The sequence below is a fragment of the Deinococcus sonorensis KR-87 genome, assembly GCF_040256395.1.
Lineage (GTDB): Bacteria > Deinococcota > Deinococci > Deinococcales > Deinococcaceae > Deinococcus > Deinococcus sonorensis.
On record NZ_CP158299.1, the window covers coordinates 1,877,001 to 1,891,814 of the forward strand.

The window sequence follows — 14,814 nt, forward strand, 5'->3', positions numbered from 1 at the left end:
CATGTTCTGTTGGAAGAAGTAAGGTGGGCCATGACGCACTCGACCGGTCCGGCCTGGATGCTTGACCTGGGCAGTCTTCCCTTTACCGCCGCGCAGCGCGACCTGTTCAGGGCAGGGACGCTCGCGCCGACATGGGCCGCGCAGTACCCGGAGCTGTTTGACGCCGACGACCTAAGGCTCACCCGAACGCAGGCCCACAACCATTACTTCGAGTGGCTGGCCGCCATCGTGCTGTATCACTCCACCGGCTACCTGAGCCTGATCGAGAAGTACGAGCCGTTCGGGAAGCCGAGGGCAGGCAGACCGCACCAGCGCAAGTTCCAGGTGGTCGAGCAGCTGTTCGGCGACGGTTCGGAAATGCTTGCCCTGATGAAGCGGCAGGACCATCCGACATACGGAGGTACTCAGGCCCCGGACCTGCTGGTGTATGCCCCGGATCTCAGCGACTGGTTCTTCTGCGAGGTCAAAGGCGACAAGGACACGCTTAAACCAGCGCAGCGCCTGTACTTTGCCGATCTGGCGCAGGTGGGTGGGCGGCCGGTTCGCCATCTGCACTTCCACCTGCTGCCCTGAGACTTGTGTATGCCACGCCCTGCTTCACCGCCCTGGACCTCTTATTGTGTCGGTATGACGCAAACTCGGGCGGACGAGCAGGCTGTGGCAACGGCAGACATCGGTGTGATCGGGCTGGCCGTCATGGGCGAGAACCTGATCCTGAACATGGCCAGCAAGGGCTTCACGGTGGCGGCCTTCAACCGCACCACCAGCAAGGTCACGGAGTTTGTGGAGGGCCGCGCCATGGGCCACACCATCCTGGGCGCCTATGACCTTCCGGAGTTCGTGGGCCTGCTCAAGCGTCCGCGCAAGGTGATGCTGATGGTCAAGGCGGGCGCGGCGGTTGACACCTTCATCGACATGCTGGTGCCGCTGCTGGAGCCGGGCGACATCATCATCGACGGCGGCAACACCTACTACCCGGACACGGTGCGCCGGGAGGCGGCCATGCGCGAAAAGGGCCTGTACTTCATCGGCACCGGCGTCTCCGGCGGTGAGGAAGGGGCGCTCACCGGTCCCAGCATCATGCCGGGCGGCAGCCGGGAAGCGTGGCCCGCCGTGCAGCCGATTTTCCAGGGCATCGCGGCGCGGGTGGCGGACGGCACGCCCTGCTGCGATTGGGTGGGCGACGGCGGCGCCGGTCACTTCGTAAAGATGGTCCACAACGGCATCGAGTACGCCGACATGCAGATGATCGCGGAAGCCTATAGCCTGCTGCGCGGCACGCTGGGCTTGACGCCGCAGGAGATCGGGGCGGTGTTCACCGAGTGGAACCGGGGCGAGCTGAACAGCTACCTGATTGAGATCACCGCCGACATCCTGACCAAGCTGGACGAGGAGACCGGCCAACCGCTGGTCGAGATGATCCTGGACACGGCCGGGCAGAAGGGCACCGGCAAGTGGACAAGCGTGGAGGCGCTGGATGTGGGCTCGCCGGCCGCCACCATCACCGAGGCGGTGTATGCCCGCGCCATCAGTGCCCTGAAGGAGGAGCGCGTGGCCGCCAGCCGGGTGCTGAAGGGACCGCTGCCGCAGCCCGCGCCGGACCGTGAGCTGTTTATTGAGCAGGTGCGGCGCGCCCTGTACGCCTCCAAGATCGCCGCCTACGCCCAGGGCTTCCAGCTGATGGACCTGTCCGCCCGCGAGAACGGCTGGACGCTGGACTTCGGCAGCATCGCCATGATGTGGCGCGGCGGATGCATCATCCGGGCGCAGTTCCTGGACCGCATCAAGGAGGCCTACGACGCCCAGCGCAGCCTGAACAACCTGCTGCTGGCGCCCTACTTCTCGGACATCATGGCCGAGCATCAGGCGGCGTGGCGGCAGGTGATCGCCTCAGCGGTGCTGGGCGGCACCTGGATTCCGGCCTTCTCCAGCGCGCTCGCCTATTACGACGGGTACCGCAGCGAGCGGCTGCCCGCCAACATCCTGCAGGCGCAGCGCGACTACTTCGGAGCACACACCTACGAGCGCACCGACCGACCGCGCGGCGAGTTCTTCCACACCAACTGGACCGGGCGCGGCGGCACCACCGCCAGCAGCACCTACAACGCCTGAAGTACGGCACTGAAGGGCGGGGGCAGAACTCAATGGCCCCCGCCCCGGTGGGCCCGCTCAAGGCGACGGATTAGCCGGCCTAGTAGGACCTTCAGGGTCAGGGCTGGATGGCCAGCGCCGTGAGTCGGAACCCTGCCTTCTGGCCGCAGGTTACCAGTCGCGCACGAAGCGGCCCGCGTCGGCATTCCAGCGCAGCGTCAGGGCGCGGGTGGCTGTGTCCACGTTCACCCCGGCGGCCTCGCAGCGCTGCCGAGCGGCTGCGGGCAGGGTCGCCAGCACGGTGAGCGTGGCACTGGAGCGGGCCGGCAGGTAGGTCGTTCCAAAACTCACGCCCCGCAGGCAGGCCGGTCCGTCGGCGGGCACAAAGTCGCGTGCTCCTATGGCCGGAACCAGCTGCCGTTCCTGCACGTCGGTGGCGTTCAGGTCGGCACCCACGCGCTGGAAGCGGGTGCTGAGGGTGCAGCGGCCAGCAACGCACCACTCGCTGTTCATCACCATCACCGTGTCTGGCCCGGCGTTCCGGTACAGGGCTGCCCGCAGCACCCCCACACTGTTCTGGCCGTCCGGCAAGCGTAGCAGGGCGCGCAGTTCCAGGTAGTTATGCGGGCGGTCTACCAGGCCGCCCAGCGTCTGCATCGCTGCGCCCCAGTCCAGGCCCTGCCGTTTCAGGGCGGCCAGCGGGCTGCGGTCGGTGTCCGGCGGTGTCCAGGCCTGATAGAAGCGGCCCATGGTATCCAGAATGCCTGCAGACTCTGCCGCCGCCGGGCCGGACAGGCCGGTCAGCAGGGCCAGGGTTACAGGTACTCTCATGTGCTCTCATCCTACCGAATACAGGCAGATGCACTCCATGCAGAAGTTCAAATTCTGACATGTGCCCTGCCCCATGCGGGCGAGTGGCTTAGGAAGGCCTGTCGACCCGCAGGGTACCGGGCCGCCCTGCTCTGGCCGTTGGGCTAACCGGCCTTTCAGGATGGACCGTGGGACCCACACTGACCTGTTCGTAGACCTTGCCTTCCAGAGGGGGGATAGGGTTCCAGAGCGTCCGGGTGTCTTCCCGTATCCTGACCGGATGCGAGTGACGGTCAAGGCGAGTGCAGAGCGGCGGTTGCGTGGCCGGTATCCTTTCGGGCACCGGGGCGACATCTTGACAGCGGACGCGGGCATTGCGCCCGGAGACGTGGTGGACGTTCACGCTGAAGGTGGCCCTTTCATCGGGCGTGGGTATTTCAATCCGGATGGGGCCACCCCGCTGCGGATGCTGACGGTGCAGCGTGAGGCCATTGATGAAGCCTTCTACCGCCGCCGCATCCGCGAGGCGCTGGCCCGGCGTGAGGGGCGCATCCACGGCACCGACGCGATGCGCGTGCTGCATGCCGAGGCGGACGGTCTGCCAGGTGTGGTGGCCGACCTGTTTGGCAGCACCCTGAGCGTGCAGCTGAGGAACGCTGGCGTGGAGCGCCATCGCGAGCTGATTCTGAAGGCGTTGCAGGCGGAGACTGCGGCCACGGCCGCGTTCGAGCGCAGCGACACGTCGGAGCGGGAGCGGGAGGGCATGGCGCAGCAGAAGGGCGCGCTGTGGGGCACGCTGCCGGAGCGCGTGACCTTCCACGAGGACGATCTGGAACTGTACTTCCGGCCGCTGGAGGCGCAGAAGACCGGCTTCTTCCTGGACCAGCGCGACAACCGTCGCCGGATGCGGGCGCTGGTTCAGCCGGGCGAGGGGTTTCTTGACGTGTATTCCTACACCGGCGCCTTCAGCCTGCATGCGGCGCGGGCGGGAGCAAAAACGCTCGCCATCGACAAGGACGGGGTGGCGCTCTCGACGCTGGAGGCGGTGGCGCGCACCAACCGGGTGGGCGCGCAGGTGGGCCTGAGGCTCGGCGACGCGCTGGAGGTGCTCAAGCGGCTGGAGGGCGAGCGGCGAAGCTTCTCGGCGGCGGTGCTGGACCCGCCCACCCTGGCCAAGCGCCGGGACGACGTGCCGCGCGCCAAACGGGTGTTCACGGAGGGCGCCACCAGCGTGCTGAAGATGCTGGCACCGGGCGGCCACCTGCTGATCAGCACCTGCGCGCACTACATCGGGGTGCAGGACCTGCTGGACGCGGCACGGGTCGCGGCGGCCGAGGCTGGCTGCGCGGCGGAGGTGCTGGACATCACCTATCAGCCGGCCGACCACCCGCACATGCTGCACGTGCCGGAGAGCCTGTACCTGAAGAGTGTGCTGCTGCGCCGCGAGTAAGCTGCGCCGGGAACACTTGCCGGGCGGCGGCGGGGGTACCCTGACCCATGACCCGCACACAGACGGCCATCCAGTTTGCCAGCCCGACCATCGTGCCGTACCAGGGCGGCTGCGTCACTGAGCCGGCCTTCTTCGCGCTGGACTACCTGGTGAACTGGCGCGCCGACGTCACGGTGGCGGGCGTGCTGCATCCGGACGCCCCGGTGCTGCCGCTGCTGAAGGCCGTGCTGGCCGATCCCCAGCAGTACCGGGTGACGCCGGAGCAGGCCGAGGCGGCTCGGGCCCAGTTTCTGGAGCAGGCGGGTCAGGCGCTGGAGCAGCAGGGCGGTCAACGGGCCTGGCTGGAGCGCGAATTCTGAACATCAGGTGCGGGCTCAGCCCAGCACCCGTTTCAGCAGGCGCACGCCCTCGCGCAGCTGCTCCGGCGTCAGGTGCGCGAAGGCCAGCAGCAGGGCGGGCGGCTGAGCGTTCACGCTGTACTCCGCCACCCCGCTGACCCCCACGCCCATGGCGGCCGCCCGGTCCTGCACCTCCGTTTCCTGCTGCGTGGCGGGAAGCGGCAGATACAGGTGCAGCCCGGCGCGGACCGGGCGGGAGCTGAGCTGCGGGAGTTCGGCGTGCAGGGCGGCCTCCAGCACCTCGGCGCGGTGCGCCAGCTGGGTCCGGGCACGGCGCAGATGCCGGCCGTACCCCCCCGACGTCAGGAAGTCGGCCAGGGCCAGCGCGTCCAGGGTCGGCGGGTGCCGGTCAGTGAGCGGCCGGGTGCGGGCCAGCACGTCCAGCACCTCCGGCGGAGCCACCAGGTAGCCGCTTCTCAGCGCCGGCGCAAGGCTCTGGCTGAAGGTGCCGAGCAGGATCACCTGCTGCGGCGCCTGGGCCTGGAGCGGTGCCGGGGGGCGGGCCGTGTGGTGAAAGTCCGCGGCGTAGTCATCCTCAATGATGAAGGCGCCTGCCGCTTCGGCCCACTGCAGCAGCTGGGCCCGCCTGGACGCGCTGAGGGTGGCGGTGGTCGGAAACTGGCAGCCGGGCGTCAGGTACAGCAGCGACGCCGAGGCCGGCAGCCCGGCCGGGTCCAGGCCCTGGGCGTCCACGCCTGCCGGAACCAGCGCGGCGCCGGTCGCCGCGAAGGCCCGGCGGGCACCGGGGTAGCAGGGATCCTCCACCACCGCGGTGCGGCCCGGCTCCAGCCACGTGCGGCCCAGCAGGTCCAGCGCCGACTGGGTGCCGCCGGTCAGCATCACCATGTCGGGCGTGACCTGCGCGCCCCGCTCGCGGCTCAGCCAGCCGGCGATGGCCCGCCGGGTGTGCAGCGGCCCCAGCTCTCCTGCGTCGAGCGTCAGCTGGGCCAGTTGCTCGGCCTGCCGGGCCAGCGCCTCGGCCCACAGGCCAGACGGAAACAGGCCTGCCGGCTGACCGATGCGGAAATCCACCTGGTACTGGGCTGGGGCGTCTGCCCGCTGCCCGCTGAGCGCCCGCACGGCCCAGCTGGACAGCGGCACCGCCGGAGGGTGGCGCACCGGAGTGCTCGCCGCTGCCGCAAACGGCCCGCTGGCCACGTAGGTGCCGCTCTGCGGGCGCACCTCCAGATAGCCTTCGGCCTGCAGCTGATCCAGGGCGTCCTGGACGGTGGCCCGGCCCATGCTCCAGGCACGCGCCAGGCTGCGAGCGCCCAGCCGCTCGGCCGGCGGCAGGTCGCCGCGCTGCACCGCGTCTCTCAGGGTGCGGGCGGCGCGGGTGTGCTGCGGTTCGCCCGGCAGGGCCGGCAGCAGGGGAGGCGTCCTGGGAGCCACCCGGCCAGCGTAGCAGGCCACCTCGCCTACACTGGGGCATGTCCTCTGCGCCGGCCAGTGAAATGCTGCTGGAGTACCAGCATTACGTGGTGGCCCACCGGCTGCGCTCCGCCCTGGGCGGCCGGGTGGCCCCCCGCGCCGGCCTGTTGACCCTGGCCGACTACGCCGAGCGCCGCACCGAACGGCAGCAATTGGCGCGCCGCATGATCACGGAGGCGTCGCCGCCCGAAAGCATGGGCCAGATGGACCGCCTGACCGATGAGCTGATGTTCGGCTTCTGGCATAACCCGCTGGAGGTGACCGCCTTTCTGCGGGCCGCCCTGCGGCAGGGCGGGCATCCGGTGTTTACCAGCCCGGAACAGTTCGCTGGCCTGCTGTCGGACGCCGAGCGGCGGCGGCTGGGGCCCTCCGGAACTGTCCAGGTGGGCCGCTACTACCTCACCTGCCTGCAGCTGGCCGCCCCCGGCTCTGACCCGCACGCCCTGGAGTACATCTTCGAGCGGCTGGAGCCGCTGACGCCGCCGCTGTTCATTGACGAGCTGAACGAGCGGCAGCGCACCGCATGACCGGCTGGCTGCGCGCCCTGCTGCCGCGCCGCTGCCCCGGCTGTCAGCGGCAGCTGGGGTCGGCCGACGGGTTGTGTCCGGCCTGCCGGGGGCAGCTGCGGGCGCAGGTCTACCGCCGCAGCCTGCTGCGCCCCGACGACGTGCCGCACCTGGTGGCGTTGGGGCCGTACCGGGGGGTGCTGGGCCGGACGGTGCGGGCCCTGAAGTACGGCGGCGCGCGCGAGCTGGCGCCGCTGCTGGGCGCCGCGCTGGCGGAAGGGGTCCCGGCGGCGTGGCAGGTCCGGGCGGTGCTGCACGTGCCGATGCATCCGGCCCGGCTGCGCCAGCGCGGGTACGACCAGGCCGCTCTGCTGGCCGCCGAGGTGGCGCGGCAGCTGGGGGTGCCGCATGTGACGGCGCTGGCGCGGGTGCGGCAGGGTGGCCCGCAGGCGAAGCAGGCCGCCGAGCAGCGCCGGACAGCCCTGCAGGGCGCCTTCGTCTGCCGATCCGTACCGGCCGGCGCACTCCTGTTGCTGGACGATGTGATGACCACCGGATCTACCCTGACCGCCTGTCGGGACGCGCTGACGCAGGCCGGCGCCGGGCCGGTGTATTACGCCGTGGTGGCCCGCTGAGCCTCCCAGTCTCAAGCCGCTCTCATGACTGCCCTGTTGGCTGAGGCATGACGTCCTTCGCCCGACCCGTGCCCGCCCTGATCGCTGTTCTGACCCTTGCAGCCGTGCCCCAGGCGCACGCCGCCGCGCTGTGGTTCGGCGTGGATGCCCGCAGCAGCGGCCTGGGCGCGCGGGTCGGTGCGGCGCTGCTGCCGGTGCCATTCCTCGGGACGCTGGGGCTGGAAGCGGGGGCGGAGCGCGGCTGGAACCGTGGCAGCACGGTGTTCAGCACCGCCGTGACCCTGCGTGACCTGAACCTGCCGGTGACGGCGGTGGACGCCTTTGCCAGCCTGGGAGCGGAGTTCAGCGACGCGGCCCGGCTGTACGCCGAGGGCGGCCTGCGCGGGCCGCTGCTGGGGCCGGCCGGATGGCGGGCCAGTGCGCGGGCGCGCCAGGACGGTCACTTCAGCGCGGGCCTCGGCCTGGAAGTGCGGTTCTGAGATGCGGCGCGGCCTGGGGCTGCTGCTGGCGCTGACCTGTGTGGCAGGGGCGCAGGGAGCGCGGTTCGGGGTCCATTTCGGGCCGAACGTGGCCGCCGTGACGCTGGTGGGCCTGCAGGTGCCCTCCACGCCGGTGCAGGTCACGGCCGAGGTGGGCGCCACCTTCCAGGCGTTGAGCCTGCTGGACCCACTGGCCACGGCGAGCGGGTTCGTGCAGACGGGTGTCAGCGGGCCGCTGTTCGGGCAGACCAGCTGGACCGCCCGCTACCGCGTGTCGCAGAGCGGCCAGACGCAGGTGGGGTTCGGGGTCCGCTTCCGCTTCTGAGCGCTTCATCTACAGGCTGCGGCTCAGCCGCTAACATGCCGCATGCTTCGCCAGCGGGTGTTCTGTCTGTTCCTGTCGGGGGCGCTGTGGCTGCCGGGCGCGCTGAGCCAGCCGCTGGCACCGGCTGTTTCGCTGCCGGGCCCCGTCAGCACGGCGCCGATCTTTGTGGCCTACCCGCCGGAGGCCTACCGGGTGGCCTTCGACCACGTCATCTTCGAGGGCAGCGTGCAGCCGGGCGCCACCCTGAGCGTGAACGGCCGCCCGCTGGCGGTGGGACCGGACGGGCTGTTCCGCGAGTGGCTGCCGCTGGCGCCCGGCCTCAACACCCTGCAGCTCAGTTCGGTGCAGGACGGCGTGGTGACGGGCCTGACCCGTCACGTCACCCGCACCGTCCCGCCGGCCCCGGCGGCCATCCAGATCGGCACCATTCAGCCGGACCGGGACCTGACGTGGTACGGGCTGCCCGCTGCCCAGGACCGCGCCATCACCGTGTCGTTCCGGGGCACGCCGGGTGGCCGGGCGATGTTCTGGCTGGGCACCCGCGGCCCCTACACCATGTCCGCCGAAGGCGACCGCTACAGCGGCAGCGCGACCCTGCGTGCCGATGACACGTTCCAGAACGCGGCGGTGCGGGTGCGGCTGATCGGGGCGGGCGGAGCGCGCAGTGACGCCACCGCGCCGGGACGGCTCACGCTGGCCCCCGGTCCACGGGTGGCCGAGGTCACGGCGGCCGACATCGGCCGCGGCGTCAACCCGGACCCGGTGAGCTGGAGCGTGGCGGGCGGCCTGGGGCTGGTGTACCCGCCTCAGGGCGTGCAGTTCGGCGTGGTGGGTCTGCGGGGTGACCGCTACCTGACCCGGCTGCCGGGCGTGGCGCCGCTGCTGGACCTGGACCGCCGCAGTGTCCGGCTGCTGCCGCCCGGCACCGCGCTGCCGCCGGCCCGCCTGGACCAGCCCAGCCTGGCGGACGAGGGCCGGCACCTGACGCTCGCCCTGCCGCTGGGGAGCCGGGTGCCGTTCACGCTGACCCAGACGGCAGACGGGCTGGACCTGCGGCTGTACCGCACCGCTGGCGACCCGGCGGCGCTCAATGCCGTCCCGCTCACCGATCCGCTGCTGGCGGGCGTGCAGTGGAGCCGGGAAGGGGAGGGGGGACCGCTGCTGGCCCGGCTGCGGCTGGCCTCGTCCCAGGCCTGGGGTTACGACGCGGCCTACCAGGACACCACCCTCAGCGTGCGTCTGCGCCGACCGTCGGAGCCGGCGCAGGCCGCAGGGCCGCTCGGCGGGCTGACCATCGTGGTGGACCCGGGCCACGGGGGCAGCGAGCAGGGCGGGGCGGGAGCCCTCCGGGTGCCGGAGAAGGACCTGAACCTGAGCCTGGGCCTGCAGGTGGCGGCGGGCCTGCGCGCGCTGGGAGCGCGGGTGGTGCTGACCCGCCAGAGCGACGTGACGGTGCCGCTCTACAACCGGCCGTTGCTGGCTGAGACGATGGACGCTGACCTGCTGCTGAGCATTCATGCCAATGCCCTCCCCGACGGCCGCGATCCACGGGGTCGGCGCGGCAGCGGCGTGTACTGGACCCGCCCGCAGGCGCTCCCGCTGGCCCAGCGGATTCAGGCGGCGCTGCAGCGGGCGCTGCCGGAGCTGGGCGACGACGGGCTGCACCTCGCGGACCTGGCGCTGACCCGCCCCAGCAGCCAGCTCTCGCTGCTGATCGAGACCGCCTACCTCACCGACCCCGACAACCTTCGCCTGCTGATGAGCGACGCTGGCCGGTCCCGCATCGCGGTGGCCGTCGTGCAGGGCGTCCAGGACTTCTATGCGGAGCGGGCGGGGCTGGCCGCCCGCTGAGCTGGCGCGCCGGGTCAGGCCCGCTTCATGTGCCGCCGGTACCCTGACCGCATGCCTCCCTTTTCTGGCCGCCTGCTGGCCGCCGTGCTGCTGGGCGGCGCGGCCCTGTTGCCCGTCCACGCCGCCACCCTCTCGGTGCCGGTGCCCTCGGACCTGACCCCGCTCTCCGCACCGGCCGCCACGCTGCCGGGGCTGAGCGCCGCCCTCAGCAGCGCGCGCACCGCCGACGGTCGCCTGACGCTCAGCCTGAGCGTGAAGAACGCCGGCCCGGCCACGGTGGCCCTGACGCTCAGCCGCCACAGCGACCAGAACTGCGCCTTCGCGCCGCTGATCCGGGTGCTGCGGGTCGGCACGAGAGAAGTGGTGTATCCGGTGGCTGGGGCCGAGCCGCGTCTGTGTACCCAGGAGGTGCAGGGGGCCAGCCTGGGCGCCGGCGAGAGCACCAGCTTCAGCCGGACGCTGGACCTGCCGCCCGGCGACTACGTGGTGGAAGGCTGGCTGTCGGCTCTGGCCGGCGCGCAGCCGGTGCGGGTTCCGGCGGCCCCGCTGCGCCTGACGCTGGCCGGCGCCCGCAGCGGCCTGACGCTGCAGGCCCGGCTGCCGCAGACGGTCAAGGTCGGGGCCAGCGTGCCGCTCTCGCTGCTGCTCACCAACACCTCCGCACAGGTGCAGGCGGTGCCGACGCGGCTGTGCCCGGTGCGGGTGGAACTGCGTGACCCGGTCAGTGGCGCGCTGCGCTTCCCAGACCACCAGCCCACCTACAAGTGCCCCGCCCCGGACCGGACCCGGCTGCTGCAGCCGGGTCAGAGCACGCTCTACAGCTGGACGGTGCCGAGCATCCCGGCGGCGGGTCGCTACCGGCTGGACATCAGCGCGGACGGCGGACAGCTGCAGGCTGCCCCGGTCACGCTGCAGGTGAAGTAGAGCGGCTCAGCCTTCGTCCGGCCGGTCACGCAGCAGCGGCAGCGGATTGAGCGCCGGAAAACGGCACGGCCCGTCCGGCCGGTAGCGCTCGAACACCCCGAAGTGCAGGTGCGACGGCGTGGTCTCCGCGTCGCCGGTGTTGCCCACCGTGCCCAACACCGTCTGGGTGGTCACCCGCTGCCCCTCGCGCAGCTTGGCCACCGTGTCCAGGTGGGCGTAGTAGTACCGGCGTCCACCGGCCCCCAGCACGTACACCCACTTGCCGCCCCGCTCGCTCGACCCGATCATCCACACCAGCCCGTCGGTGGCGGAGCGGACCGGGGTGCCGCGTCGCGCGAAGATGTCCTGCCCGGCGTGCGCGAGTCCGCCAGAACGGTCCGCGTTCCAGGTGTTGGCCACCTGCGACACCCGCACGCCGTCCACCGGCATCAGCAGACGGGTATCGGGCGCGGCAGGCAGCGAACGGGCCAGCGCCGGCAGGCGGGCGATCTGGGCGTCCCACACCGCCTCGCGCGCCGGACTTTCCTTGGGCTCCGGCTGACACAGGGGGGCGGCGGTGGAGAGTAGCAGGGCCAGCACAAGCGGCGCAGTCATCGTGCGCCCAGCGTGACACTGGCCCTGCTGCCCCACCCCCGGAATGATTAAAGCCAGCTTGAAGATCGCCGGTGGGCCGGGCCCGACTGGTCTGTACCCTACAGTCTAGAGCATCGCCAGCGGCGCGCTGAGGGCCGCCGCTTCGGGCGTCAGGCGCGGCAGCTCCGGCAGCGGCTGCCCGTCGGCGCCCAGGACCGCGCCGTAGAGCATGTGCGGCGTGGCGTGCCCGATGTGGACCGGATAGATGCCGGCCCGGTCCGCGCCCAGCGCCTTGGGCACCACCACCGGATGGTTGCCCCGGCTGTGCCCCTCCAGAAACCCAGGTTCGAAAGCGTCGCCGCGCAGCAGCACCTGCTGGACCGTGCCCACCTTCGCGGCGTTGCGGCGCTGGCTCCACTCTTTCTGGCGCGCGATCAGGCGCTGCAGCCGCTCGGTCTTGACCTCGCGCGGCAGGTCCGCGAAGTGCCGGTAGCTGGGCGTGCCGGGCCGGGCGCTGTAGATGAACATGTAGGCCGAGTCGTAGCCCACCTCGTCGTACAGGTCCAGCGTCTGCTGAAAGTCCGCTTCGGTCTCGCCGGGAAAGCCCACGATGATGTCGGTCGCCAGCACCACGTCCGGCAGGTGCCGCCGGATGGCCGCGATGTGCTCCAGGTACCGCTCGCGGGTGTACTCCCGGGCCATGCGCCGCAGCACCGCGTTGCTCCCGCTCTGCACCGGCAGGTGCACGAATTCGCAGACGGCGGGCGTCTCGGCCATCGCCAGCGCCACGTCCTCGGTGAAGTTCATCGGGTGGCTGGTGGTGAACTTGATGCGCTCGATGCCGCTCTGGCCCACCAGCCGCAGCAGCTCGGCGAAGCTGGGAATGCCCGCGACCCGCGCCCCCTGATCGATGCCGTAGGCGTTCACGTTCTGCCCCAGCAGCGTGACCTCCCGAACGCCGGCGGCCAGCAGTCCGTCCAGTTCCCGCAGGATGCTGTCCGGCGTGCGACTGACCTGCGGGCCGCGGGTGGTGGGCACGATGCAGTAGGTGCAGTGGTGGTCGCAGCCACGCATGATGGTCAGGTGCGCCTGCAGCTTGCCCTGCGGCGCGGGCGGGATGTGGTCGTGCAGCTCGTCCTTGAACTGCAGGCCCCAGAAGCGCTCGTTGCTCTCCAGCGCCTTACCGATGTCCAGCAGGCTACCCGGCCCCAGCAGCACGTCCACCTCGAATTTGCGGGCGATCTGCTGGCCCTCTTCCAGCTGCGCCAGGCAGCCCATCATGCCCACCACCAGGCCGCGCTGCGCCTTCTGCTTTCTCAGGTCGCCCAGCACGCTGCGCACCTTGTCCACCGGCTTGCCGCGCACCGCGCAGGTGTTGATCAGCACGAAATCGGCCTCTTCAATGCTGTCCACCAGATCGGCGCCCAGTGACACCAACTGGCTCTCCACCAGATGGGTGTCGTATTCATTCATCTGACAGCCATAGGTCATGACGGTCGCTTTCATGTGTCCTCCAGGGGCTGACCGGGGGGATCCCGGGGCCGCGTCGTCCGGCAGGGCCGGCGCTTGCGGCAGTGTAGCGCCGCCGGAGCCGGGGGTGGTGGTCAGCCCGGGAAACCTGCCGGGATGGATCAGTGAGGAGTGCTGGCAACTGAGCCAGATTGGTCCGACTGCCTGAGCCGCTGTCAGGTTGCTGCGCGGCCAGAACGCAGCCTGAAGTTCACCAACGGCCCGCTGCTGGTCCTGATCGTGATTCCCGTTCGCACCGTCCGGCGGTCACGTGCCTTCTTGACGGACGCGGCGATGCAGCCGGACCCCGTGCCCACCTTCAACCGCTGGAGCCGGGCGTATTCTCCTCGCGGTCATGAGTTACGAACGTTCGGGGAACGCCCGTCTACACTGAAGCGCGATGACGTCTTCTCCTCATATCACAGTGGTCGGTGCCGGGCTGGCCGGGTCCGAGGCGGCGCTGGCCGCTGCCCGTCTGGGCGTGCAGGTGACGCTGTACGAAATGCGCCCCGCCCGTATGACGCCCGCTCACCGCACCGGCGGGTTTGCCGAACTGGTGTGCAGCAACTCGCTGGGCGGCGAGGGTGCCCTGCAGGCCAAGGGGCTGCTGCAGGCCGAAATGCGCCGGGTGTCCAGCGCCATCCTGGACAGCGCCGACCACAACCGCCTGCCGGCTGGCAACGCGCTGGCGGTGGAGCGGGAGGGATTCAGCGCCCGCGTCACCGCCGCCGTGCGGGCGCACCCCAACATCACCGTGCGCGATGAGGAGCTGACCGAGCTGCCGGACGGGGTGGCGGTGCTGGCCACCGGGCCGCTCACCTCGCCCGCCCTGGCCGAGCGGCTGGTGCAGCTGACCGGCGGCGAGCAGCTGGCCTTCTACGACGCGGCGGCGCCGGTGATCGCCTTCGAGAGCATCGACATGGACGTGGTCTTCCGGGCCGGGCGCTATGACCAGTCGGCCGACTACCTGAACTGCCCCATGAACCGGGAGCAGTACGAGGCCTTCTATACAGCGCTGGAACAGGCGCGCAGCCATACGCCCCACGACTGGGAGCAACTGGAATTCTTCGAGGGCTGTATGCCGATCGAGGAGATCGCCCGGCGTGGCCCGGACACCCCGCGCTTCGGCCCGATGAAGCCACGTGGCCTGACCGACCCGCGCACCGGCCGCTGGCCCTACGCGGTCGCGCAGTTGCGTCAGGAGGACCAGGAGGGCCGGATGTGGTCGCTGGTGGGCTTCCAGACCGGCCTGAAGTGGGGCGACCAGAAGGCGGTCGTGCAGCTGATTCCGGGGCTGGAGAATGCCGAGATCGTGCGCTACGGGGTGATGCACCGCAACACCTACCTCAACGCGCCGCGCGTCCTGAATGCCGCGCTGCAGCTGAATGCCGATCCGCAGAAGCTGGTGGCGGGCGTGCTGGCCGGCACCGAGGGCTACCTGGAGTCGGCCGCGACCGGCTGGCTGGCCGGCACCAACGCCGCGCGGATCGCGCTGGGACAGGAGCCGCTGGTGCCGCCGCAGGAGAGCATGCTGGGCGGCCTGGTGCGCTACCTCGCCAGCGCGAACCCGGACGGCTTCCAGCCGATGAACGTCAACTGGGCGCTGGTACCGGAAGTGCCGGTGCCGGAGGGGCGCCGGAAGCTCGGCAAGCGGGAGAAGCGGCCGGTGATGTTCCGACGTGGACTGGACGCCTTCTGTGCCTGGGCGCGTGGAGCGGGCCTGCAGGTGCAGGACGTGCCCGACCCGGCTCCCGAGTCGCTGGAGGCCGTCGCAGCGCCCTGAAGCAGCGGTCAGCGCTCCACCTTCATCTGCCGACCGACCGGGTAAAGTG

15 protein-coding genes are annotated in these 14,814 nt (G+C 71.0%); 11 read left to right on the forward strand and 4 right to left on the reverse strand.

Features of this window, described 5'->3' with window-relative positions; genetic code table 11:
- The first annotated feature begins 30 nt into the window (after nt 1-30).
- Together ABOD76_RS14485 and gnd are read left to right on the forward strand one after the other, a co-directional pair.
- Complete coding sequence (locus ABOD76_RS14485; protein ID WP_350242673.1) at nt 31-573, forward strand: hypothetical protein; 543 nt, start codon at nt 31-33, stop codon at nt 571-573.
- A gap of 54 nt (nt 574-627) precedes the next feature.
- The gene (gene gnd, locus ABOD76_RS14490; RefSeq protein WP_350242674.1) at nt 628-2,112 is read left to right on the forward strand and encodes a decarboxylating NADP(+)-dependent phosphogluconate dehydrogenase; all 1,485 of its coding nucleotides are present in this window, start codon (nt 628-630) and stop codon (nt 2,110-2,112) included.
- A gap of 150 nt (nt 2,113-2,262) precedes the next feature.
- On the opposite strand, the gene ABOD76_RS14495 is transcribed toward gnd, so the two are convergent.
- Nucleotides 2,263-2,922, reverse strand: a complete 660-nt coding sequence (locus ABOD76_RS14495; RefSeq protein WP_350242675.1) for a hypothetical protein — start codon at nt 2,920-2,922, stop codon at nt 2,263-2,265.
- 259 nt (nt 2,923-3,181) lie between these two features.
- Between ABOD76_RS14495 and ABOD76_RS14500 the strand changes: the two genes are divergently transcribed.
- Nucleotides 3,182-4,351, forward strand: coding sequence for a class I SAM-dependent rRNA methyltransferase (locus ABOD76_RS14500; RefSeq protein WP_350242676.1), 1,170 nt, complete (start codon nt 3,182-3,184; stop codon nt 4,349-4,351).
- A 47-nt stretch (nt 4,352-4,398) separates the two neighbouring features.
- A complete protein-coding gene (locus ABOD76_RS14505) occupies nt 4,399-4,710 on the forward strand; it encodes a hypothetical protein (protein WP_350242677.1) in 312 nt (103 codons plus the stop codon).
- 15 nt (nt 4,711-4,725) lie between these two features.
- Here the strand turns inward: ABOD76_RS14505 and ABOD76_RS14510 are convergent, their stop codons facing one another.
- Complete coding sequence (locus ABOD76_RS14510) at nt 4,726-6,141, reverse strand: PLP-dependent aminotransferase family protein (RefSeq protein ID WP_350242678.1); 1,416 nt, start codon at nt 6,139-6,141, stop codon at nt 4,726-4,728.
- A 38-nt stretch (nt 6,142-6,179) separates the two neighbouring features.
- Here ABOD76_RS14510 and ABOD76_RS14515 point away from each other — a divergent pair, with 38 nt between their 5' ends.
- Genes ABOD76_RS14515 through ABOD76_RS14540 form a run of 6 tightly spaced genes read left to right on the forward strand, consistent with a single transcriptional unit; the run spans nt 6,180 to nt 10,900 of the window.
- Nucleotides 6,180-6,707 carry a hypothetical protein gene (locus tag ABOD76_RS14515; protein ID WP_350242679.1) on the forward strand — a complete coding sequence of 176 codons (528 nt, stop codon included), beginning with the start codon at nt 6,180-6,182 and terminating at the stop codon, nt 6,705-6,707.
- Nucleotides 6,704-7,321, forward strand: a complete 618-nt coding sequence (locus ABOD76_RS14520) for a ComF family protein (RefSeq protein ID WP_350242680.1) — start codon at nt 6,704-6,706, stop codon at nt 7,319-7,321. The genes ABOD76_RS14515 and ABOD76_RS14520 overlap by 4 nt, the downstream gene beginning before the upstream one ends.
- Nucleotides 7,322-7,368: 47 nt before the next feature.
- Nucleotides 7,369-7,800, forward strand: coding sequence for a hypothetical protein (locus ABOD76_RS14525; RefSeq protein ID WP_350242681.1), 432 nt, complete (start codon nt 7,369-7,371; stop codon nt 7,798-7,800).
- 1 nt (nt 7,801) lies between these two features.
- Complete coding sequence (locus tag ABOD76_RS14530; protein ID WP_350242682.1) at nt 7,802-8,125, forward strand: hypothetical protein; 324 nt, start codon at nt 7,802-7,804, stop codon at nt 8,123-8,125.
- Between the two features lie 42 nt (nt 8,126-8,167).
- Nucleotides 8,168-9,976, forward strand: a complete 1,809-nt coding sequence (locus ABOD76_RS14535) for an N-acetylmuramoyl-L-alanine amidase family protein (protein WP_350242683.1) — start codon at nt 8,168-8,170, stop codon at nt 9,974-9,976.
- A gap of 51 nt (nt 9,977-10,027) precedes the next feature.
- Complete coding sequence (locus tag ABOD76_RS14540; protein ID WP_350242684.1) at nt 10,028-10,900, forward strand: hypothetical protein; 873 nt, start codon at nt 10,028-10,030, stop codon at nt 10,898-10,900.
- Between the two features lie 6 nt (nt 10,901-10,906).
- Here ABOD76_RS14540 and ABOD76_RS14545 read toward each other — a convergent pair whose 3' ends face one another.
- Complete coding sequence (locus tag ABOD76_RS14545; RefSeq protein ID WP_350242685.1) at nt 10,907-11,494, reverse strand: M23 family metallopeptidase; 588 nt, start codon at nt 11,492-11,494, stop codon at nt 10,907-10,909.
- Nucleotides 11,495-11,599: 105 nt separating this feature from the next.
- Entirely contained in the window at nt 11,600-12,979 is a 1,380-nt protein-coding gene (gene miaB, locus ABOD76_RS14550; RefSeq protein ID WP_350242686.1) for a tRNA (N6-isopentenyl adenosine(37)-C2)-methylthiotransferase MiaB, read from the reverse strand.
- Nucleotides 12,980-13,382: 403 nt separating this feature from the next.
- Between miaB and trmFO the strand changes: the two genes are divergently transcribed.
- Nucleotides 13,383-14,765 carry a methylenetetrahydrofolate--tRNA-(uracil(54)-C(5))-methyltransferase (FADH(2)-oxidizing) TrmFO gene (gene trmFO / locus ABOD76_RS14555; RefSeq protein WP_350242687.1) on the forward strand — a complete coding sequence of 461 codons (1,383 nt, stop codon included), beginning with the start codon at nt 13,383-13,385 and terminating at the stop codon, nt 14,763-14,765.
- The last annotated feature ends 49 nt before the right edge of the window (nt 14,766-14,814 follow it).